This window comes from Plasticicumulans acidivorans (assembly GCF_003182095.1).
In the GTDB taxonomy this organism is placed as follows: domain Bacteria; phylum Pseudomonadota; class Gammaproteobacteria; order Competibacterales; family Competibacteraceae; genus Plasticicumulans; species Plasticicumulans acidivorans.
Window position 1 is genome coordinate 528151 of sequence record NZ_QGTJ01000002.1, and the last position, 21749, is coordinate 549899.

Here is a 21749-nt window from a genome sequence, read left to right on the forward strand (position 1 = left end):
AGCAAAATGCACACACAGACCAAATCAGGCATGCACTTTTTTTGTGCAATTCTGTTCTTTTTTGGTGCATGCAGGTTTGCTGCTAGATCGATCCGCGATCCTGCGTGGATATCTTGCCACTGCCCAGCGTCCGAATACATCACGGTATCAAGGTCGATGTTGATCAGTATCAGTCTGGAAAATTGTGGAAAAGTCTATGGATAAGTGGCGCGCTTATCCACAGAACGACTGCCGGTACAATCCCTTATGTCAGCCAAATTCTCAAAGCCGATACGCGCCTGCTCTTAATTGAATGAGCAGAAACTGAGCGCTGGAGTACACATCGCCTGCGAAAGAGCTTGCTGTCGAATGTGCCTCATCATGACAGGCCAGATTGTTGGCGGTTTTTTGTGAAACAAGGGCTCGCCTGCCGTTGCTGAATAAAGAGTCTGTCCTACGACAGTCGGCAGTTGTGTGAGGTGACGACTGGATGGTTCCTGCTGTGCCGTGCTCATACTCACATGCGGCAAATGAGCCTGTGTGCAGAGCTGGGCTGTTTCACGTGGAACCTTGGCTAATACGCTGGATATCGGGCACGTGCCGCCCCGGCGCAGTTTATACTCGCGCGTCTTTCGGCCCCGATATTGGCGGTGGCCGAGGCAAAGAACGGGGGGCGCGAACGTGCGCGATGTTTCGACTTTTCAGGGCATGATCCTCGCCCTGCAGGAATACTGGGCCGAACAGGGCTGTGCAGTCCTTCAGCCATATGACATGGAAGTAGGGGCGGGCACCTTTCATACGGCGACTGTGTTGCGAGCTGTCGGCCCGGAGCCCTGGGCCGCCGCATATGTGCAGCCTTCCCGACGGCCCACGGATGGTCGTTACGGCGAAAACCCCAATCGTCTGCAGCACTATTATCAGTTCCAGGTCGTCATCAAGCCCTCGCCGGATAACTTCCAGGATCTTTATCTCGGTTCTCTGAAACATCTGGGCCTTGATCCGCTGGTGCACGACATCCGCTTTGTCGAAGACAACTGGGAGTCGCCGACGCTCGGCGCCTGGGGTCTGGGCTGGGAGATCTGGCTGAACGGTATGGAGGTCACGCAGTTCACCTACTTCCAGCAGGTCGGCGGTCTGGACTGCAAGCCGGTGACCGGTGAAATCACCTACGGGCTCGAACGCATTGCGATGTATCTGCAGAACGTCGAGAGCGTCTACGACCTGACTTGGACCGACGGTCCGTTCGGGCGCATCAGCTACGGCGACGTGTTCCATCAAAACGAGGTGGAGCAGTCGACCTACAACTTCGAGCATGCAGACGTCGAATGGCTGTTCCGTCAGTTCGAGCACTGCGAGCAGCAGTCGAATCGTCTGATCGAAGCAGGTCTGGCGCTGCCCGCCTATGAACAGATGCTCAGGGCCTCACACACCTTCAATTTGCTTGATGCTCGCAAGGCGATTTCAGTGACCGAGCGTCAGCGCTACATCCTGCGGGTACGTGCGCTGGCGCGTGCCTGCGCCCATGCCTATTACGACGCCCGCGAGAAACTGGGCTTCCCGATGTGCAAGGAATCCGTCCATGGCTGAGACCCGCGACCTGCTGATCGAGATCGGCACCGAGGAGTTGCCGCCCAAGGCGTTGTCGACGCTTGCCGAAGCCTTTGAAAGCGGCATTCTTGACGGGTTGAGCAAAGCAGGCATCCCGTTCGGGGCCGCACGCCGTTTCGCCGCACCCCGCCGTCTGGCCGTTCTTCTGCATGACGTCGTCACAGTGCAGCCGGATCGTATGCTTGAGCGCCGGGGTCCAGCGCTGAAAGCTGCTTTTGATCAAGCCGGAAAACCCACTAAAGCCACCGAAGGCTTTGCCCGTTCCTGTGGCGTGGATGTCAGCGCTCTGCAGATCCAGACCACCGACAAAGGCGCCTGGCTGGTGTACACCAGCACCGAAGCAGGGGCTGCGACCACGGCGTTGCTGCCTGAAATCATCGATGCTTCACTGGCGGCGTTACCGATTCCTAAGCGGATGCGCTGGGGGGATCGGGCGGAGGAGTTCGTGCGTCCGGTCCATTGGGTTGTGCTGCTGTTCGGCGAAGAGGTCGTCGAATGCAGCATCCTTGGCCTGGCTGCCGGGCGCGAAACCTACGGGCATCGCTTCCATCACCCGCAGCCGATCGCGGTTGCAAAGCCGGCGGCCTACGCTTCGCTGCTCGCGGAGACGGGCAAGGTGATTGCCGATTTCGCCACCCGCCGCGAGGCAATCCGCAATCAGGCCGTGCGTGCTGCGGCGGATCTGGGCGGCGAGGCGGTCATCGAGCCTGCTTTGCTCGACGAGGTCACCGCGCTGGTCGAATGGCCGGTGGTTCTGGTCGGTAACTTTGAGCCGCGTTTTCTGGCGGTACCGAACGAAGCCCTGATCTCGACGATGCAGGACAACCAGAAGTATTTCCCGGTGGTCGACGCGCAGGGGCGGATGCTCCCGCACTTCATCACCGTCATGAACATCGAATCGAAAGACCCGGCACAGGTGCGCGCGGGTAACGAGCGCGTCATCCGTCCGCGCTTTGCCGATGCGGAGTTCTTCTGGAACCAGGACCGCAAGCATTCGCTCGACAGCCATATCGAAGGGCTCAAGAGTGTGGTGTTCCAGCAGAAGCTCGGCAGTCTGCATGACAAGTCCGAGCGGGTTGCCGCGCTGGCGCGCCACATCGCCACCGCTGTCGGTGCCGATGTGGCTCATGCCGAGCGCGCCGCTCGCCTGGGCAAGTGTGACTTGCTGACCGACATGGTCGGTGAGTTCCCGGAATTGCAGGGCACGATGGGGCGCTATTACGCGCAGCACGATGGAGAACCGCAGGCTGTTGCCGTCGCGCTCGAAGAGCAATACCGCCCGCGCTTTGCCGGTGATGCGATCGCGGCGAGCGATGTCGGGCGCGTGCTCGCACTGGCGGAGCGCCTCGATACGCTGGTCGGCATCTTCGCCATTGGCCAGGGGCCGACTGGCGCCAAAGACCCCTTTGCCTTGCGTCGTGCCGCGCTGGGCGTCCTGCGCACGGTGATCGAAGGCCAGCTGGATGTCGATCTGCAGGCATTGCTCGGCATCGCCGCCGCACAGCTGCAGCAGGTCGACGCCGCCAGCGTTCAGGACACGGTCTTCGATTTCCTGCTCGATCGCCTGCGGGCTTATTACGCCGAGCAAGGGTTCCAGAGTGACGAATTCGATGCCGTCGCCGAGTGCCGGCCAGCGCGCCCGCTGGACTTCGATCGTCGTCTGCGCGCGGTGGCCGGTTTCCGGCAGCTGCCGGAGGCCGAGGCCCTGGCTGCGGCCAACAAGCGCATCCGCAATATCCTGAAGAAACTCGATGGGCAGCTGCCGTTCGCCGTGCGTACAGAACTGCTGGTCGAGCCGGCGGAGCAGCAGTTGGCTGCCGTCCTCACCGAACTGGCCTCGGAAGTCTCGCCGCTGATGGATGCGGGTTTATACGCGGATGCTCTGGGGCGGCTTGCTGCGCTGAAATCGCCGGTTGATCACTTCTTCGATCAGGTGCTGGTGATGGCCGACGATCCGGGCGTCCGTGACAACCGGATCGCACTGCTCAACGAGCTCGGGGCTTTGTTTCTGCGCGTCGCGGATTTCTCGCGCCTGCAGAGCTGAGCGTGCCCTGCCATGCAGCGGTATTCGCCAGGAATGCCGCTGCGCTTCTTCGATGGTTTCCTGTTCGATTCCCTCAGCCAAGTCCATGCCTCTTCTGATCCTAGACCGCGATGGCGTGCTCAACGCCCGGGTTGAACCTTGCGTCGGTCACCCCGCGGACTGGCACGCCCTGCCGGGTGCCATCGAGGCACTGGCCCGTCTGAACCATGCCGGCTGGCGTGTGGTGCTCGCCTGTCATGAGCCGGCCGTCACCCGTGGCCAATTGAACCTTGAGGATCTGCATCGGGTGCATAACGCCATGCTCGCGCAGATCCATGACGGCGGCGGCAATCTTGAGGCCTTGTTCGTCCACACCGGCGACGATCCATCCCACCCCTGGTCGCTGCCCAATCCGGGCCTGTTTGTCGCCATCGAAAGGCGTCTGCATGTGCCGGTCGCAGGCATGATCGCCGCCGGCGCGAGCAGTGCGTTCATTGAGGCTGCGCAGGCCGCCGGCGTGAACACGGTGTTGATCGCGCCTGAAGCGGAGGCTGCCGAGGACAGTGGCGAAGCCTGCTTTTCCAGTCTTGCCGCCGCCGTTGCGCATTGGCTGGCACCGACCACGCAGGAGATTCAAGCGTGAACTCGATCCCCATGTTGTGGTTGCGCTCTGCCTTGTTCGAGGTGGTGCGCATTCCACTCGTCGTCACTTGGTCGCTGCTTTCGTTGCTGACCTGGCCGCTGCCCTTACGTTATCGCTACCTGTTCATCAGCCAATGGGCACGCATGACGCTCGCCTGGCTGCGTATCACCTGCGGCGTGCGCTGGCAGGTCCGCGGTCTGGAAAACATTCCGCGCGACACCCCGGTGGTGGTCATGTGCAAGCATCAGTCGGCCTGGGAGACGCTCTACCTGCAGCGCCTGTTCGTGCCGCAGGCCTGGGTTCTGAAGCGCGAGCTGCTGTGGCTGCCGGCCTTCGGCTGGGCGCTGGCGCTGACGCGGCCGATCGCGATCAATCGCGGTGACGGGCGCCAGGCGATCAAGCAGGTGATGGTGCAGGGCAAGGAGCGTTTGGACGACGGTGAAACCGTTGTCATCTTCCCGGAGGGCACACGTGTGGCGCCGGGGACACGGGGCACTTATCACGCCGGCGGTGCGATGCTGGCGACCCATGCGGGTTACCCGGTACTGCCGATCACCCACAATGCCGGCGAATGCTGGCCGCGCAACGGCTTTCTCAAATACCCGGGTACTGTCCAGGTGGTCATCGGCCCGCTGATGCCGGTCACCGGCAAAAGCTCCAAGCAGCTGATCGGAGCCGTGGAGGTCTGGATCGAGGACACGCTGGCAACATTGCCGCCGGCACGTCAGTCCTGAATCCCGAAGTTGGGCCATGCAAAAGGGCCGGTCACCTGCAGGCGACCGGCCCTTTGTTTATGCGCACACAGAAGGCTGGTGTTTCAGCGCCGTTCCTTGTCGTTGGCAAAATCGAAGGAGTCGAAGAACAGCTGCTCCTCGGGCAGTCCCTGCGCAAAGAAGGTTTCGCGTGCGGCCTGAATCATCGGTGGCGGTCCGCTCATGTACAGATCAAAGCCAGAGAGATCCGGGTAATCCGCTGCCACCGCCTGATGCACCAGGCCGCGGCGTCCCTGCCAGGCGTCAGCAGGCGTTGGATCGGAAAGCACCGGGGTATAGCGAAATGCCGGCTGATGCTCGGCCCAGCCTTCGACCAGCTCGTTGAGATACAGACCGTCGCGGTGGCGCGCCCCCCAATACAAATGCACCGGGCGGTTGGCACTGGTCTGAAATAAACGCTCCAGCATGGCCTTCAACGGCGCGAAGCCGGTACCGCCACCCATCATGATGATCGGGCGCTGCGAATCTTCCCGGACGAAAAACGTGCCGAGCGGCCCTTGGATGCGCAGGATTGCCCGCTCTTTCATTTCGTCGAAGACGTGTGTCGTGAACTCCCCGCCGGGAACATGGCGGACATGCAGCTCGATGAACTCATCGACCCCCGGGCGATTGGCGATCGAGAAACCACGGCGGCGGCCATCCTTGAGCAGGATGTCGATGTACTGGCCAGCCAGATACTGGAAGCTCTCGTTCGCCGGCACCTTGAGATACAGGCGCATGACGTCCTCGGCGAGTCGATGCAGACCGACGACGCGCGCCGGCAGCGTGCGGATCTCGATTCCTGGCGGCAAGGGGCGCGACTCGCGCAACTCCAGGACCAGCGGCGAAAGGGCGTGTGCCTGACACAGCAGGACGCGTCCGCTCTGTGCTTCCTGTGGGGTCAGGCCGGGCGGCAGGCCCTGCGGGTAGCTGATTCGCCCCTCGACCAGGCGGGCGGCGCAGGAGCCGCAGCTGCCATTGCGGCAGCCGTAAGGAATCGTACACGACTGGCGCAGGGCCGCGTCGAGCAGGCGTTCACCCGCATCGACCATGAACTCGTGCCCGCTCGGGCGTAGCGTCACCTTGAAACTCATCGGCAGGTGTTCCGGATGCAGCTTTCGAAGGGCGCGGATGATGCCTTACTTCCGCTTTCCGCTCATCGTGCGCCGCAGCACAGCACCTCGCAAGCGGCGAGTCCGTTCAGCCAAGCGGCCCCGTCGGGGCCGTTGCGCGTTCGAGTGCATCGAGCCGCCGCAGCGCATCCGCAGCTGATGTGCCGCACATCTCCGGCTCCGGGCGCAGGTGGCTGCAGACAGCGGGCCGCTGCGCCTGTCCGAACAGACGACAGCGCAGGGCGGCGTCCAGATGCGGGCAGGGCACGCCGGCCGCCTTACCCTGCGGCAGCCCGGGCAGCGGCGAGCTGATGCTCGGCGCGATGCAGCAGGCCGCGCAGCCCGGGCGGCAGTTCACAGACCGAGCTCCGGCCACAGGCGGTCGATCCTGTCCTTGATCTCGTCGCTCATGCGGATCGGTTGTCCCCACTCACGGTTGGTTTCGCCTTTCCACTTGTTGGTGGCGTCGAAACCGACCTTGCTGCCGAGGCCCGACACCGGTGAGGCGAAGTCGAGGTAGTCGATCGGCGTGTTCTCGATCATTACCGTATCGCGCGCCGGGTCCATGCGGGTGGTCATCGCCCAGATGACGTCTTCCCAGCTGCGGGCGTTGACGTCGTCATCAACGACGATGACGAACTTGGTGTACATGAACTGGCGCAGGAAGCTCCACACACCGAGCATGACCCGTTTGGCATGGCCGGGATACTGCTTGCGCATCGACACCACCGCCAGGCGGTACGAACAGCCTTCAGGCGGCAGGTAGAAGTCGACGATCTCCGGAAACTGCTTCTGCAGGATCGGCACGAAGACTTCATTGAGGGCAACGCCGAGAATCGCCGGCTCGTCCGGCGGCCGGCCGGTGTAGGTCGAGTGGTAGATCGGCTCGCGGCGGTGAGTGATGCGCTCGACGGTGAACACCGGGAACACATCGACCTCGTTGTAGTAACCGGTGTGGTCACCGAACGGTCCTTCCGGCGCCGTATCGTTGGGCTCGATGTAGCCTTCGAGCACGAACTCGGCGGTCGCCGGTACCTGCAGATCATTGCCCAGGCACCGGCCCAGCTCGGTTTTGCCGCCGCGCAGCAGACCGGCGAAGGCGTATTCCGACAGTGTATCCGGCACCGGCGTCACGGCACCGAGAATGGTTGCCGGATCGGCGCCGAGCGCGACGGCGATCGGGAAGCGCTCACCCGGATGGGCCAGCGACCATTCGCGAAAATCCAGCGCGCCGCCGCGGTGCGACAGCCAGCGCATGATCAGGCGGTTGCGGCCGATCAGCTGCTGGCGGTAGATGCCGAGGTTCTGCCGCGGTTTGTGCGGTCCGCGGGTGACGACCAGGCCCCAGGTCAGCAGCGGGCCGGCATCACCCGGCCAGCAGGTCTGGATCGGCAGCCGGTGGAGGTCGACAGCATCGCCTTCGAGCACGACTTCCTGACACAGTGGCTTGCCGACGGTCTTCGGTGCCATGTCGAGCACCTTCCTGAAGATCGGCAGGTTGTTCCATGCATCGCGCATGCCCTTGGGCGGTTCCGGCTCCTTGAGGAAGGCCAGCAGCTTGCCGACTTCACGCAGTGCGGCGACCGAGGTTTCGCCCATGCCTAATGCGACGCGCTCGGGCGTGCCGAACAGGTTGGCCAGCACCGGGACGCTGTGGCCGCTGGGGTTTTCAAACAGGATCGCCGGGCCGCCGGCGCGCAGCACCCGGTCGCAGATTTCCGTCATTTCCAGGTGCGGCGAAACCGGTACGCGAATGCGGCGCAGCTGACCGGCGGACTCCAGTTGAGCGATGAAGTCGCGCAGATCCCGGTATTTCATCTCGATCGATTCCTGTTCTCTGGCGGAGGGGGCGGCACCGTGCCCGGCGCAGTGGTGCGCGCGACTCTACACTAGATCGTGTCCACGGACGGGAAGGGGTCATCGAGCGTGATCCAGCGAGCGCGGTGGATGCGATCCGCGCACGTCCGTAGAGCGGGCACCCATACCAATAAGCCAGCGACCGCGCGGCTCGGGACGGCCGGTGCGGAAGCGCGCAATTTCCCCGGAGGAGAACACGGTGGATGTGCTACTCGCCGTATCCCGACTGATCGACGCCATCAATGCCCGTATCGGCCGCAGTATCTGCTGGCTGATCCTGCTGATGGTCGTCATCAGCACACTCAACGCGCTGGCGCGCAAGCTGTTCAGCGTTGGCTCCAATGCCTTCCTTGAGATCCAGTGGTACCTGTTCGCCGCGGTGTTCCTGCTCGGCGCCGGCAGCACGCTGCTGCGCAACGAACACGTGCGCATCGATGTGATTTCCAGTCATCTCAGCATTCGCGCGCAGCTCTGCATCGAGCTGATCGGCACGCTGATCTTCCTGCTGCCGCTGTGCAGCCTGGTGTTGCTCGACAGCTGGCCGTATTTCCTCGACTCCTGGACGCAGAATGAATATTCGCCGAATCCTGGCGGACTGCTCGTCTGGCCGGTAAAACTGCTGATCCCGCTCGGCTTTGCCCTGCTCGCCGCGCAGGGCGTGTCGCAGCTGATCAAGGTGATCGGCGCTCTGTGCGGACGTGTCGATCCGGCGACCCTGCTCAAGGGGGCGCATCCCGCCACCGGTCACAGCCACGGCACGGCGTCCAGCGCCGGGCGGCACTGAGCGTGCGCCATGGTCGAGTTCATCATCGCCAACATGGCGCCGCTGATGTTCGCGGCGCTGATCGTGTTCCTGCTGCTCGGCTATCCGGTCGCCTTTGCGCTGGCCGCCAACGGCATGCTGTTCGGTCTCATCGGTATCGAATTGGGGCTGCTCAAACCCGAACTGTTGCAGGCGCTGCCAGCCCGCATCTTCGGCATCATGCAGAACGATACTCTGCTGGCCATCCCGTTCTTCACCTTCATGGGGCTGGTGCTCGAACGCTCGGGCATGGCCGAGGATCTGCTCGATACCATCGGCCAGCTGTTCGGCCCGGTGCGCGGCGGTCTGGCCTACGCGGTGGTGTTCGTCGGCGCGTTGCTGGCGGCGACCACCGGCGTGGTGGCGGCCTCGGTGATTTCGATGGGGTTGATCTCGCTGCCGATCATGCTGCGCTACGGCTATGACCAGCGCCTCGCGACCGGCTGCATCGCGGCGTCCGGCACGCTGGCGCAGATCATTCCGCCGTCGCTGGTGTTGATCATCATGGCCGACCAGCTCGGCCGCTCGGTCGGTGACATGTACACCGGTGCGCTGATTCCCGGGCTGGTGCTGACCGGCATGTATTTCGGCTACGTTTTCCTGACCGCAACCCTGCGCCCCGAGCGCGCACCGGCGCTGCCGATCGAGGCCCGCTCGCTGCGCGGCCTGGCGCTGACACGCCGGGTGCTGGTGTCGCTGCTGCCGCCGCTGCTGCTGATCTTTCTGGTGCTCGGCACGATCTTCCTCGGCATCGCCACGCCGACCGAGGGGGGCGCGATGGGCGCGAGCGGCGCGCTGATCCTGGCGCTGATCAACCGCCGGCTCGACTGGAAACTGCTGCGCCAGGCGATGGATTCGACGGCGAAGCTGTCGTGCTTCGTGCTGTTCATCCTCATCGGCTCGACGGTGTTCGGCCTGGTGTTCCGCGCGGTCAACGGCGACCTGTGGGTCGAGCACCTGATGACCAGCCTGCCGGGCGGTCAGGTCGGCTTCCTGATCGTCGTCAACCTGCTGATGTTCCTGCTGGCGTTCTTTCTGGACTTCTTCGAGCTGGCCTTCATCCTGGTGCCGCTGCTCGGGCCGGTGGCGGACAAGCTCGGCATCGATCTGATCTGGTTCGGCGTGCTGCTCGGTGTCAACATGCAGACCTCGTTCATGCACCCGCCGTTCGGCTTCGCGCTGTTCTTCCTGCGTTCGGTCGCGCCGCCCGAGGTGCGCACCACGCAGATCTACTGGGGCGCGGTGCCGTTCGTCATCATCCAGATCATCATGGTGGCGCTGCTGATCGCCTTCCCCGGGCTGGTCAACGTCGACAAAGCCAAGGTCGATGTCTCGGCTCCGGTGAAGATCGAGATGCCGGCGGTCGACTACGGCGGCTACGGCAACGATGGTGGCTACGCGCCGCCGAGCTTCGACGACAAACCCGCGCAGTAAAGACCGCCAAACGATGAGGCCCCGGATGACGGGGCCTCTTCTTTGAGCGGCGCGGCTTGGCCGCTCAGTAGCGCTGGCTGTAGACGTAGTTCTGGTAAGTGCCTTCGGCGACGCGGAACCACTGGAATTCCTCGCTGCGGAATTTCTTCCAGGGTTCATAGATGGTTTTGAACTGCGGGTTTTTCGCAGCTTCCTCCTCGTAGAGTTCGTGGGCCGCTTTGAAGGCGGCGTCCATCATGTCCTTGGGGAAGGCATGCAGCTTGGTGCCGTTCTGCACCAGCCGCGACAGTGCTGCCGGGTTCTGCGTGTCGTAGCGCACGATCATCGTGATGTTGGCCTCGTAAGAAGCCGCAGTGAACGCCTCCTGATAGGCCTTCGGCAGTTTTTCCCATTCGCTGATGTTGACGAGGAAGGAGACATTCGGGCCGCCTTCCCAGAAGCCGGGGAAGTAATAGTGCGGCGCCACTTTGTAGAAGCCGAGCTTCTCATCGTCATACGGGCCGACGAACTCCGCCGCGTCGATGGTGCCTTTCTCCAGCGCCGGATAGATGTCGCCACCGGGGATCTGCTGCGGTACGGCACCGAGCCGCGCCAGGATCTCACCACCGAGTCCGGCGATGCGCATCTTCAGACCCTGCACGTCGCTGAGGGACTTGATCTCCTTGCGGAACCAGCCGCCCATCTGCGTGCCGGTGTTGCCGCCGGGGAAGTTGAGCACGTTGTAGTCACGCAGGAAGTTGCGGATCAGCTCCATGCCGCCGCCGGCGTACAGCCAGGCGTTCTGCTGGCGGCAGGTCAGGCCGAAGGGCAGGGCAGTGTCGAAAGCGAACGCCTTGTTCTTGCCGATGAAGTAATACAGCGTCGCGTGACCGCATTCGACGGTGCCCTGCTGGCAGGCATCGAGTACCTGGAAGGCCGGAACGATTTCGCCCGCCGCGAACACGCGGATGTCGAACTTGCCTTCGGTGATCGCGCGCACGCGATCGGCCAGTACCTCGGCGGCGCCGTAGATGGTGTCGAGGCTTTTCGGAAAGCTCGACGCCAGGCGCCATTTCACCTGCGGTTCGGCACGTACGATGGCCGGGGCGCCGAGCGTGGCGGCCGCGAGGCCGGCGCCGGCTGTCTTCAGAAAACTGCGTCTCTCCATCTTTGGCTCCTGGTGCTTTCTTATGGATCTGCCCGCAAACGCCGAGACGGCGGGCAGCGGCCTGTTCGGCTCGCGGTCAGTATAGGAAACGCACTTTGAGGTGACGCCGGCAGCCCGCCGGCGCGACGGCCGCCGGGCGCGCCGGCGTGTGGAGCCGAGGCGGGGCGCCGCCGCGCGTGGACGGAAGGCCGCTGCACGACGATCGCGCAGTCGGCCGCTTCCGTGCAGCGCTCAGCCGGCGCTGGCGGGCGGGCGTTTGTCGGCGACGTAGGCCATCGTCAGCATCGCCTTCGATACCCGGCTGCGCTGCGTGCCGCTGATGGCGAAGACCTCGGATTCGACGATGCTGAAATCGCGCCCCGGCTTGAGGATCTCGGCGCGACACAGCAGACGCTCGCCGCTGGCGGCGCGCAGCAGGTGAATCTTGAACTCCAGGGTCAGCACGATGCGCTGCGCCGGCAGCAGCGTGGCTGCCGCGGCGCCGGCGGTATGGTCGGCCAGCGTCGATTGCACGCCGGCATGCACAAAACCGTTCTGCTGGCGGTGCTCAGGGCCGAGTTCGATCCCGGCTTCACACCAGCCGGGACCGCAGTCGAGCAGCGCAATCGAGCAGTGGCCGAGAAACGGGCAGTCCGCGAACAGGTCGGCGACCACGGTGCGCCACGCAGGGTTGGGTTCGAGCATGGATGTCTCCTGTGGGCAGGGCGTCAAGCACGGGCGTCAAGCCCGCGCAACGATCGTCACGCCGCATGTGCCACGGCCGCATCGGTGTGGCGGCGTGCACATCGGCAGGACGCCTAGACTCGATAGTCCGCCCCCACTGCGTTTTCCTCGCCCATGCATGAACAGCTGATCAGCATTTTCGTCACCCTGCTGGTGGTCATCGATCCGATCGGCGTTGCGCCGATCTTCGCCTCGCTGACCCGCGGCGGTTCACCGGCCTACCGGCGGCGCATGGCGTTTAAGGGGACCGGCATCGCCGCCGGTATCCTGTTCGTGTTCGCCTTCAGCGGCGACGTGATCCTGCGGGTGCTCGGTATCGGCCTCGACGCCTTCAAGATCACCGGCGGTGCGCTGCTGTTTCTGCTGGCGATCGACATGATCTTCGCGCGCCCGTCCGGTATGCGTTCGACGACCGTGCGCGAGCAGGAAGAAGCCCAGTTCAAGGACGATATTTCGGTGTTTCCGCTGGCCTTTCCCTTGCTCTCCGGGCCGGGGGCGCTGACCACGCTGCTGCTCAGCGCGGCAGGCAGCGCTCACGACAGCCTGCTGTTTCTCGGCATGCTGCTGGCCCTGACGGTAGTGCTCGGCCTGACGCTGCTGTGTCTGCTGCTCGCACCGCGGCTGATGCGTTTGCTCGGCGAAACCGGCGCCAACGTCATCGACCGCCTGCTCGGGCTGGTGCTGGCCGCGCTGGCCACGCAGTTCATCGTCGATGGCCTGCGCGCCAGCTTCCCGCTGCTGGCGCGTTGAGGCAGGGACTTATGCACAAGCCTCGACGCCGTATGCCCGGCTGTCACCGAGAGTACCGACGAATGCAGGCAGTCCTCTGTTGCAGCGCAACATATTGATTTTATGAGTTCTTGTTTACGATCGAAAGCCATGAGGCAGAGCAATCGGCATACCATTCCGCCGGCAGCGGGTGGCATGGTCATGCAATTGCTCCACAGGGTTTTCCACAGATCGGGCGGCGTTGCCGCCCGCTGGTGCATGTTCAATCGCCAAGCTGCGCGTGGGCGATCAGCAGCGTGCCGATACCCGTCAGCATCCAGCTCAGCGCCGGTGCTGCGGCGATGACCGCCGGGTGCAGGCTGTTGAGGCCGTAGATCACCGCTGCACCGACCAGCAGCGCCGCGCCCAGCGTGTTCTGGCGCTGGCGGGCACTGCTGCGGCGGATTTCCTCGCGCAGAGCCTGCAGATCGCGAGCGTGGGCCTGCACCTGCAGTTCGCCGGCACGCAGCGCATTGAGCAGCTCACCGATCTGGATCGGCAGGTCGGGCAGGTGTTCGGCCATGCGCGGCAGGTTCGCCTTGAGCTTGTTCCACACGCTCTTCGGGCCGATGCGCTCGTTCATCCAGCTTTCGAGGAAGGGCTTGGCGGTCTTCCACAGATCGAGGTCGGGGTCGAGCTGGCGGCCGAGGCCCTCGATGTTGAGCAGCGTCTTCTGCAGCAGCACCAGCTGCGGCTGCACTTCCATGTTGAAGCGGCGCGCGGTCTGGAACAGCGTCAGCAGGAAGCCGCCGAAGGAAATTTCGCGCAGCGGCCGGTCGAAGATCGGCTCGCAGACGGTGCGGATCGCCGATTCGAACTCATCGACGCGGGTATCGCGCGGCACCCAGCCGGACTCGATGTGCAGTTCGGCGACGCGGCGGTAATCGCGGCGGAAGAAGGCGAGGAAATTCTCGGCCAGATAATGCTGATCGGTCGGCGACAGCGTGCCGATGATGCCGAAGTCGATGGCGATGTACTTCGGGTCGGCAGGGTTGGCGGCGTCGACGAAGATGTTGCCGGGATGCATGTCGGCGTGGAAGAAACTGTCGCGGAACACCTGCGTGAAGAAGATCTGCACGCCGCGCTCGGAGAGTTTCTTCATGTCGACGCCGAGGCCGCGCAATGTCTCGATCTGGCCGACCGGGATACCGCGCACGCGCTCCATCACCAGCACCTCGTGCCGGCACAGCGGCCAGTACATCTCCGGCACGTACAGCGCCGAGGAGTCCTCGAAGTTGCGGCGCAGCTGCGAGCCGTTGGCGGCCTCGCGGATCAGGTCCAGCTCGTCGAGGATGGTCTTTTCGTACTCGGCGATGACCTCCAGCGGCCGCAGCCGGCGGCCTTCGCGCCAGTATTTCTGCGCCAGCCCGGCAACGATGTAGAGCAGGTCGATGTCGCGGCGGATGGTTTTGGCGATGCCGGGACGCACCACCTTGACGATGACCTCGCGCCCGCCGTGCAGGCGCGCCGCATGCACCTGCGCGATCGAGGCCGAAGCCATCGGTATCGGCTCGAAGGCCTCGAAGGCTTCGCCGACCGGGCGGCCGAGGGCTCTTTCGATGATCGCCTGCGACTGCTCGGGCGGGAACGGCGGCACGCGATCCTGCAGCCTGGCCAGCTCCTGCGCGATGTCGTCGGGCAGCAGGTCGCGCCGCGTCGACAGCATCTGGCCGAACTTGACGAAGATCGGACCGAGATCCTCCAGCGCCGAGCGGATGCGCTCACCGCGTGAACGGCCGTCATCGGGCTTGCGCAGCCAGTGCCAGGGCAGCAGGTGGCGGACGAAACCGATCGGGCGGAACAGGTGCGTGGCGAGGATGATGTCGTCGAGGCCGTGCCGCACCAGAATGCGGTTGATGTACAGCAGGCGCAGCGCCTGGGCAGGTCGGAACATCGCTTGAACTCGTGCTGAGCAGCCGCCGCGTCAACGCGACAGGCCGAGGCGGGTTTCGAGGCGGCGGATACGGGCTTCGAGGCGGTCGACGTCGCTGCGCAGTGTGTCGACGTCGTCGAGCAGCGCACCGGTGTGGCCGGCATCCGGCAGCGCGCGGGATTCTTCATGCAGGTATTCGGCGGTGTCGGTCAGCAGCGTGTCGCGCGCCTGGCGCAACCAGTCGCGCAGACCGCGTGCCGCGCGGCCGAGCTGATGAGCAGCGACGTCGCCGACGAGGCGGGAGAGTTCTTCCTCCCAGTCGGGGTGCAGTTGCCTGACCAGCTGCTGCAGGCTCTGCGCGACCAGTGGATCGCCGACCATCTCGATGCCGGCCGCCTCCGGGGCGGCGCCACGCGCCAGCAGCAGGAAGCTCGCCGGCGTGCCGCGCACCAGCACCGCCGGGACGCCGGCGTATTCGTCGACGACCTGCACGTCGTGCTGGCCTGGCAGCAGAAACAGGCACAGGTTCGGCCCGGTCAGTTCGATGCCGATGACGGCGCCGTTCAGGCGGGCGAGCCGGGCGGGCGTATCGGCGTCGAGCTTGAGCAGGTGGTTCAGCGCGCTTTCGAGCGAGGCCGCGCACAGTATCGAGGGGGTCGACATGGCAGCCGGCTCAGTACTTGTAGGCGCGGTGGACGGCGACGATGCCGCCGCTCAGGTTGAAGTACTCGACGCCGCTCAGGCCGGCGGCCTCCATCATGCCCTTCAGGGTTTCCTGGTCCGGGTGCATGCGGATGCTCTCGGCCAGGTAGCGGTAGCTGCTGGCGTCCTGCGCGACCAGCTTGCCCATCAGCGGCAGCACCTTGAACGAGTAGACGTCATAGACCGGCGCCAGCCCCGGGACCACTGGCTTGGAGAATTCCAGCACCAGCAGCCGGCCGCCCGGCTTGAGCACGCGCTGGATCGAGGCCAGCGCCCGCTCCTTGCGGGTGACGTTACGCAGGCCGAAGGCCATCGTCACGATGTCGAAGTGATTGTCAGGGAACGGCAGCTGCTCGGCGTCGGCGAGCACGTATTCGACATTGCCGCAGATGCCGGCATCGAGCAGCCGGCGGCGGCCTTCTTCCAGCATCGAGGCGTTGATGTCGGAGAGCACCACGCCGCCCTTGGCACCGACCATGCGCACCATGCGCTCGGTCAGGTCGCCGGTGCCGCCGGCCAGATCGAGCACCTTGTCACCCGGGCGCACGCCGGCGATGTTGATCGCGAAGCGCTTCCACAGCCGATGGATGCCGAAGGACATCAGGTCGTTCATCAGGTCGTAGCGCGAAGCCACCGAGTGGAATACCTCGGCGACTTTCCTGGCCTTTTCCTCCGTCGGGACCTGCTGGAAACCGAAGTGCGTGCTGTCCTCGTTCATGGGCCTTCCCGGTGAAGCGCCGGCACCGTCGGGGCGCGCGGCGGCTGTGGTAGCGAATGATCCGTGTCCGTCGCCGCAGCGCGCTGCGCATGCGGCGTGCACGTCATACCCTCGCCGGCGGCGGAAATCCAGCGTTGCGCACGCCGCCGCGCCGTTCTCAGCTGCGGCGCGTGTGCCCGGCGGCGGCGAGCCGGTCGAGGTAGGTCTGCCAGTTTGCCTGCTGATCGCGCCCCAGTTCGTAAAGAATGTCCCAGGAATACAGGCCGGAGTCATGACCGTCGGAGAACACCAGCTTGACGGCGTAATGGCCGACCGGCTGGATGTCGACGATATTGACGTCCTCCTTGCCGAGCTGCAGCGTTTCCTGCCCGGGGCCGTGGCCGCGCACCTCCGCCGAGGGTGAATACACGCGCAGGTACTCGCAGGGCAGCGTGAAGTGCGCGCCGTCCTCGAAGCTCACTTCGAGCATGCGCGAGAGCTGATGCAGCTTGATGTCGGTGGGGTGCGGTGCCATCGCCTTGCTCCTTTAGAGGATGAAGCGGCTGAGATCTTCGTCCTGCACCAGCGCGCCGAGGTGGCCGTCGACGTAGGCGGCGTCGATCGTCAGCGTCTGGCCGGAGCGGTCGGCGGCCTCGAAGGAAATCTCCTCCAGCAGGCGTTCGAGCACGGTGTGCAGGCGCCGCGCACCGATGTTCTCGGTGGTCTGGTTGACCTGCGCGGCGATCTGCGCGATGCGCTCGACGCCATCGGCGGTGAAGCTCACCTCGACGCCCTCGGTCGCCAGCAGCGCGCGGTACTGTTCGGTCAGCGAGGCATGCGGCTCGGTGAGGATGCGCACGAAGTCGCCGGCATCGAGGGCGTCGAGCTCGACGCGGATCGGCAGGCGGCCCTGCAGCTCCGGCACCAGGTCCGACGGCCGAGCCAGGTGGAAGGCGCCCGAGGCGATGAACAGCATGTGGTCGGTGCGCACCATGCCGTGCTTGGTACTGACGGTGCAGCCTTCGACCAGCGGCAGCAGGTCGCGCTGCACGCCTTCGCGCGATACGTCGGCGCCGCTGTACTCGCCGCGGCGGCAGACCTTGTCGATCTCGTCGATGAAGACGATGCCGTTCTGCTCGGCGGCCTCCAGCGCCTGCTGCTTGAGATCGTCCTGATTGACCAGCCGCCCGGCTTCTTCTTCCTGCAGCGCCTTGAGCGCGTCGCGGATCTTGAGCTTGCGGGTCTTGGTGCGACCCTGCGCGAGGTTCTGGAACAGGCCCTGCAGCTGGCTGGTCATTTCCTCCATGCCCGGCGGCGCCATGATCTCGACACCGGCCGGCGCGGCACTGACCTCGATTTCGATCTCGCGCTCGTCGAGTTCGCCGCGCAGCAGCTTCTCGCGCATCTTCTGCCGCGTCGTCGAGTTTTCCGCCGGCTGCTGCGCCGGTTCGTTGGCGAAAAAGCCGTTCTGGCGCGGCTGCGGCAGCAGCACGTCGAGCACGCGCTCGATCGCCGCTTCCTCGGCACGCGGCTGCACGTGCTTGATGGCTTCTTCCCGCGCCATCTTGATCGCCACGTCGACCAGATCGCGGACGATGGTCTCGACGTCACGGCCGACGTAGCCGACCTCGGTGAACTTGGTCGCTTCGACCTTGATGAACGGCGCGCGCGCCAGCGCCGCCAGGCGGCGGGCGATCTCGGTCTTGCCGACGCCGGTCGGGCCGATCATCAGGATGTTCTTCGGCGTGATCTCGGCGCGCAGCGGGCCGTCGACCTGCAGGCGCCGCCAGCGGTTGCGCAGCGCAATGGCGACGGCGCGTTTGGCAGCGGCCTGGCCGACGATGTGCTTGTCCAGCTCCTGGACGATTTCTCGGGGGGTCATCTCGGTCATGGCGCGCCTCACAGCTCCTCGATGGTGAGGTTCGGATTGGTATAGATGCAGATCTCGGCGGCAATGTTCAGGGCCGCCTCGACGATACTGCGGGCATCCAGTTCGGAATGTGCAAGCAAGGCGCGTGCCGCTGCCTGCGCAAAGGCACCACCGGAGCCGATTGCGGCAAGGTCGTGCTCGGGCTCGATGACGTCGCCGTTGCCGGAGATGATCAGCAGCGCGCTGGCGTCAGCGACGATCAGCAGTGCTTCGAGCCGGCGCAGCATGCGGTCGGTGCGCCAGTCCTTGGCCAGCTCGACGGCGGCGCGGGTGAGGTTGCCGCCGTGCTTTTCGAGCTTGGCCTCGAAGCGTTCGAACAGCGTGAAGGCATCGGCGGTACCGCCGGCGAAGCCGGCAACGACCTTGCCCTGATACAGGCGGCGCACCTTGCGGGCGTTGCCCTTCATCACGGTGTTGCCGAGAGTCACCTGACCATCGCCGCCGATCACGATTTTGCCGTTGCGACGCACGGCGAGGATGGTAGTGCCGCGGAACTGTTCCATCGGAGTCGGTCTCCCGAAGTGCGCTGAGCGCAGTGTACTGACTTGCCGCCGGCTGGCGGCATGAACTGGGGTAACTGCGGCTTGCCACGATGGATTTCAAGGGGGCGCGCAACACGCATCGGCCCGCGGACAGAAAAAAGCCCCGGTTCAGGGGGAAGACCGGGGCCAAGCCGGACCCGTGCGAGGGACGGGTCCGCCCGACCAGGGAGGGGGTCGGGCAATCGGGGTGACAGCCAACGCATGACAGTCATGCCTTGAGAGCATGGTCGCGCAGAAAAGTTCCTGCCGCCGCCGTGCGCACGGGCCGCCGCGGATCAGGATCAGTAGCGGAAATGACCGACCGACTGCTGCAGCCCGGCGGCCATGCCGTCCAGCGCACCGGCCGCGTCGAGCAGCTGCAGGCCGGCCCCGCGGGTGTCGCCGGTGAGGCCGGCGAGTATGTGCAGGCGCCGGGCGATCTCCTGTACCGCCTGATTGGCCTCGCCGACGGCGCGGGCGATGTCTCCGGTCACGGTGTTCTGCTGCTCCGCGGCCGCGGCGATGCCGGTCTGCGTGACGTTGATGTTGTCGATGATGGTGCGGATGCTGGCGGCCGCGGCGGCCACGTCGCGGGTTTCGGCGTCGATCGCGGCGATGGCTTCGGCGATGTCGGCCGTGGCCTTGCCGGTTTCCTTGGCCAGTTCCTTCACCTCATGGGCGACGACGGCAAAGCCCTTGCCCGCCTCGCCGGCGCGGGCGGCCTCGATCGTGGCGTTCAGCGCCAGCAGATTGGTCTGCTCGGCGATTGCATCGATCAGGCCGATGACTTTGCCGATGCGGCTGCCGGAGGCTTCCAGGCGTTCGATGATCTCGCCGAACGTACCGACGCTGCGCACGGCTTCCAGCGCCACGCTGCTGGCGCTGGTGGTGTTGCGGGCGATCTCTTGAACCGTTGCGCTCATCTGCTCGGCGGCGGCGGCGATCGACTGCATCTGCTGGCTGACCGCATCGGCGGCGTCTGCCGCCTGGTCGGCCTGCTGCGCGCCGCTGCCAGCCCCCTCGCCGAGGCGCTGGCTCAGCGTGTTCAGTTCCTGCGCGGCTTCAGCGACGGTGCTCGCGTGAGCGTCGATGCTGGCGATGCTGTGACGCAGGCCGCGCAGCAGCTGCTCAAGGCCGGTGCCGACCTGGGCGATGGCGTCGTTGCCGTCGATATCGAAGTGCGCCCGCAATTCACCCTCGGCGGCGGCGTTCACCACGTCGAGCAGTGCATCGACCTTCAGCTGCAGGGCCGCCGCAACGGCGCGCTCGTGGGCGGCGGCGGCCTCCGCGGCGCGGCGGGCGGCGACGCGCTCGGTGATCAGTTCCCAGCTCAGCAGGGTGCCGAGCAGTGTCCCGTCGTGGCTGCGGATGGTCACCAGATTCTGCGACAGCGATTCCGGCCCCCAGTCGACGATCTGGCGCTGACCGCTGTCGCGCAGCTGCTCGAAGGCCTCCGGCGCCACCAGCAGTCGGCGCAGTTCGGCGCCGGGGCCGGCGCCGGGCGGCAGGTAGGCGTTGAGGCGTCCGAGCAGGGTTTTGCCGCAGGGGTTGGCATAGCGCAGCACGCCATCGGCATCGGCGAAGAACATCGCGACCGGCGCGTGCTCGACCATCGCCGTGATGCGTTCGATTTCATCGCGCTGTGCGGCCACGGCCGGCCAGCTGACCTGCTCGGCTTTCAGTGCGGCACGGATGCCGGCCAGCGACTGATTCAACGCCACTTCCATCTGCCCGATTTCGTCACCGCGTGTCGTCGGCAGCGCGGCGCGCAGCTCGCCGCCGGCCAGCGAGCGCAGCGCTGCTGCAGTGCGGCGCAGCGGACGGGCGATGGCGGCCGCCAGCCACAGGGCAACAGCGACGATCAGGGCGGTGGCGCCGAGGACGACCGTCGTCGCCGTGCGGCCGATATCGGCGTCGATCGCCCCTGCGATCTCGTCGGTGCGCTGCAGGGCGCGCAGGGCTTCGTCGCGGCTGATTTCCGCGAGCAGAGCCCAGTGCAGGCCGCCGACCTGCAGCGGGGCGTAGGCGCTCAGCACCGGGCGACCGTCGTAGCTGACGCTTTCGCCCGCGCCGCTGTTGCCGGCGAGAGCGGTGCGGATGGCCGCGCCGTCGATGCGACCCAGCGGCGGCTGGCGGAAGGCGGCTTTGACGCTGTGATGAGCGGTGTCGAAGCGCGTATCGGTGCGCGGCAACTGGTCGGGGCCGATGAGGTAGGTTTCGCCGCTGTCGCCAAGGCCGCTGCGTTCCGCCATTACCCGGGTCACTTCCGCCATCGAGTACTGGAACACCAGCACGCCGAGCAGGGTGTGGTCGCGGTATACCGGGGCACCGATGAAGCCGGCCGCTTCGTCATATGACGGGGTATATGGCTGTAGGTCGACGATGGCCGTGCCACCGGCCGGCAGCTTGCGGGCGGCGTCCCAGATCGTTTCGATGCCGCTGCCGGCCCAGGGGCCGCTGCGCACATTGGTGGCGAAGTCCGTTTCCTTGAAGGCGGTGTAGAGAATGTCGCCGTCATCGGGATCGATCAGAAAAACGTCGTAGAAACCGAGCCGCTGGATCAGGGCGTCGAGGCCCGGGTGCAGCGCCGCGTGGGCGCGGTCGTAGTCGCTGTCACCGCCGGTATTGGCAAGGCGATCCTTCTCACCGATCGGATTTGGGTTGGCGACGATGTAGCGGTACTGCAGGGCGACGGTGTCGGCGCCCAGACGGTCGACGAATGCCGCCGGCGGTGGGCGTTGTCCGCCGGATTCGCGGGCGTAGCGTTCAGCGAATGCACCGTCGTAGTAGGCGTGCAGCCGGGTGCGCATGTCGGCGAGCGCTGCGTCATCGATGCCGGCCTGCGCGCGCAGGGCATGAAAACCGGCGTGAAAGCGCTCGATGGCGGTGCTCATCAGCTCGGTTTGCGCCAGTGCGCCGACCTCTTCGAGCCGGCGTTGCAGAAAGCTCTGCACAGCGTCGCGCTTGGTATCGCGCAGTGCGACCAGTTTATCGAGAGCCTCATCACGGGAATGCTGGTCGACGACGGCGCGCAGCTGGGCGAAGCCGGCGTCGGTGTGTGATGACAGCAGCCACACCACGCTGGTCAAGGGCAGGCAGCCGAGACCGAGCAGGATCAGCAGCATCTGCCAGCGGATACCGATGCGGGTGAAAATGTTCATGGTGTCTCCTGACGAAG

At 65.3% G+C, this 21749-nt stretch carries 19 protein-coding genes; 7 read left to right on the forward strand and 12 right to left on the reverse strand.

Annotation, left to right across the window (positions count from 1 at the left end):
- The first annotated feature begins 687 nt into the window (after positions 1-687).
- From glyQ to C7443_RS05100, 4 genes are all read left to right on the forward strand, one after another.
- Entirely contained in the window at positions 688-1566 is an 879-nt protein-coding gene (gene glyQ, locus C7443_RS05080; RefSeq protein ID WP_110017467.1) for a glycine--tRNA ligase subunit alpha, read from the forward strand.
- On the forward strand, positions 1559-3631 hold the full coding sequence (glyS, locus tag C7443_RS05085; RefSeq protein WP_110017468.1) for a glycine--tRNA ligase subunit beta: 2073 nt from the start codon (positions 1559-1561) through the stop codon (positions 3629-3631). The genes glyQ and glyS overlap by 8 nt, the downstream gene beginning before the upstream one ends.
- Positions 3632-3716: 85 nt before the next feature.
- Entirely contained in the window at positions 3717-4253 is a 537-nt protein-coding gene (locus C7443_RS19800; protein WP_146213234.1) for an HAD-IIIA family hydrolase, read from the forward strand.
- Positions 4250-4987: a lysophospholipid acyltransferase family protein gene (locus C7443_RS05100; RefSeq protein WP_246004557.1), complete on the forward strand. Its 738-nt coding sequence runs from the start codon at positions 4250-4252 to the stop codon at positions 4985-4987. Before C7443_RS19800 ends, C7443_RS05100 begins: the two co-directional genes overlap by 4 nt.
- Positions 4988-5070: 83 nt before the next feature.
- Here the strand turns inward: C7443_RS05100 and C7443_RS05105 are convergent, their stop codons facing one another.
- The 3 genes from C7443_RS05105 to ubiD all read right to left on the reverse strand — a co-directional run bounded on the left by C7443_RS05105 (position 5071) and on the right by ubiD (position 7935).
- Positions 5071-6099, reverse strand: coding sequence for a CDP-6-deoxy-delta-3,4-glucoseen reductase (locus C7443_RS05105; RefSeq protein WP_110017471.1), 1029 nt, complete (start codon positions 6097-6099; stop codon positions 5071-5073).
- A gap of 106 nt (positions 6100-6205) precedes the next feature.
- The gene (locus C7443_RS05110; protein ID WP_110017472.1) at positions 6206-6475 is read right to left on the reverse strand and encodes a YkgJ family cysteine cluster protein; all 270 of its coding nucleotides are present in this window, start codon (positions 6473-6475) and stop codon (positions 6206-6208) included.
- Positions 6472-7935, reverse strand: a complete 1464-nt coding sequence (gene ubiD / locus C7443_RS05115; protein WP_110017473.1) for a 4-hydroxy-3-polyprenylbenzoate decarboxylase — start codon at positions 7933-7935, stop codon at positions 6472-6474. The genes C7443_RS05110 and ubiD overlap by 4 nt, the downstream gene beginning before the upstream one ends.
- A gap of 238 nt (positions 7936-8173) precedes the next feature.
- Between ubiD and C7443_RS05120 the strand changes: the two genes are divergently transcribed.
- Complete coding sequence (locus C7443_RS05120; RefSeq protein WP_110017474.1) at positions 8174-8758, forward strand: TRAP transporter small permease subunit; 585 nt, start codon at positions 8174-8176, stop codon at positions 8756-8758.
- A 9-nt stretch (positions 8759-8767) separates the two neighbouring features.
- The gene (locus tag C7443_RS05125) at positions 8768-10210 is read left to right on the forward strand and encodes a TRAP transporter large permease (RefSeq protein WP_110017475.1); all 1443 of its coding nucleotides are present in this window, start codon (positions 8768-8770) and stop codon (positions 10208-10210) included.
- A 64-nt stretch (positions 10211-10274) separates the two neighbouring features.
- Here C7443_RS05125 and C7443_RS05130 read toward each other — a convergent pair whose 3' ends face one another.
- On the reverse strand, positions 10275-11357 hold the full coding sequence (locus tag C7443_RS05130) for a TRAP transporter substrate-binding protein (protein ID WP_110017476.1): 1083 nt from the start codon (positions 11355-11357) through the stop codon (positions 10275-10277).
- 231 nt (positions 11358-11588) lie between these two features.
- Positions 11589-12041 carry a PaaI family thioesterase gene (locus C7443_RS05135; RefSeq protein ID WP_110017477.1) on the reverse strand — a complete coding sequence of 151 codons (453 nt, stop codon included), beginning with the start codon at positions 12039-12041 and terminating at the stop codon, positions 11589-11591.
- A 153-nt stretch (positions 12042-12194) separates the two neighbouring features.
- On the opposite strand from C7443_RS05135, the gene C7443_RS05140 reads away from it, so the two are divergent.
- Positions 12195-12830, forward strand: a complete 636-nt coding sequence (locus C7443_RS05140; RefSeq protein WP_110017478.1) for a MarC family protein — start codon at positions 12195-12197, stop codon at positions 12828-12830.
- A gap of 241 nt (positions 12831-13071) precedes the next feature.
- Here C7443_RS05140 and ubiB read toward each other — a convergent pair whose 3' ends face one another.
- The 7 genes from ubiB to C7443_RS05175 form a co-directional block, all read right to left on the reverse strand.
- Positions 13072-14742, reverse strand: a complete 1671-nt coding sequence (ubiB, locus tag C7443_RS05145; RefSeq protein ID WP_110017479.1) for a ubiquinone biosynthesis regulatory protein kinase UbiB — start codon at positions 14740-14742, stop codon at positions 13072-13074.
- A gap of 30 nt (positions 14743-14772) precedes the next feature.
- Positions 14773-15384, reverse strand: a complete 612-nt coding sequence (locus C7443_RS05150) for a ubiquinone biosynthesis accessory factor UbiJ (protein WP_110017480.1) — start codon at positions 15382-15384, stop codon at positions 14773-14775.
- Between the two features lie 10 nt (positions 15385-15394).
- Entirely contained in the window at positions 15395-16141 is a 747-nt protein-coding gene (ubiE, locus tag C7443_RS05155) for a bifunctional demethylmenaquinone methyltransferase/2-methoxy-6-polyprenyl-1,4-benzoquinol methylase UbiE (RefSeq protein WP_110017481.1), read from the reverse strand.
- Positions 16142-16298: 157 nt separating this feature from the next.
- Positions 16299-16655, reverse strand: a complete 357-nt coding sequence (locus C7443_RS05160) for a gamma-butyrobetaine hydroxylase family protein (protein ID WP_110017482.1) — start codon at positions 16653-16655, stop codon at positions 16299-16301.
- Between the two features lie 12 nt (positions 16656-16667).
- Positions 16668-18011, reverse strand: coding sequence for an ATP-dependent protease ATPase subunit HslU (gene hslU / locus C7443_RS05165; RefSeq protein ID WP_110017483.1), 1344 nt, complete (start codon positions 18009-18011; stop codon positions 16668-16670).
- A gap of 8 nt (positions 18012-18019) precedes the next feature.
- On the reverse strand, positions 18020-18553 hold the full coding sequence (gene hslV, locus C7443_RS05170) for an ATP-dependent protease subunit HslV (protein ID WP_110017484.1): 534 nt from the start codon (positions 18551-18553) through the stop codon (positions 18020-18022).
- Positions 18554-18873: 320 nt separating this feature from the next.
- Positions 18874-21732 carry a methyl-accepting chemotaxis protein gene (locus C7443_RS05175; RefSeq protein WP_110017485.1) on the reverse strand — a complete coding sequence of 953 codons (2859 nt, stop codon included), beginning with the start codon at positions 21730-21732 and terminating at the stop codon, positions 18874-18876.
- Positions 21733-21749: the final 17 nt, after the last annotated feature.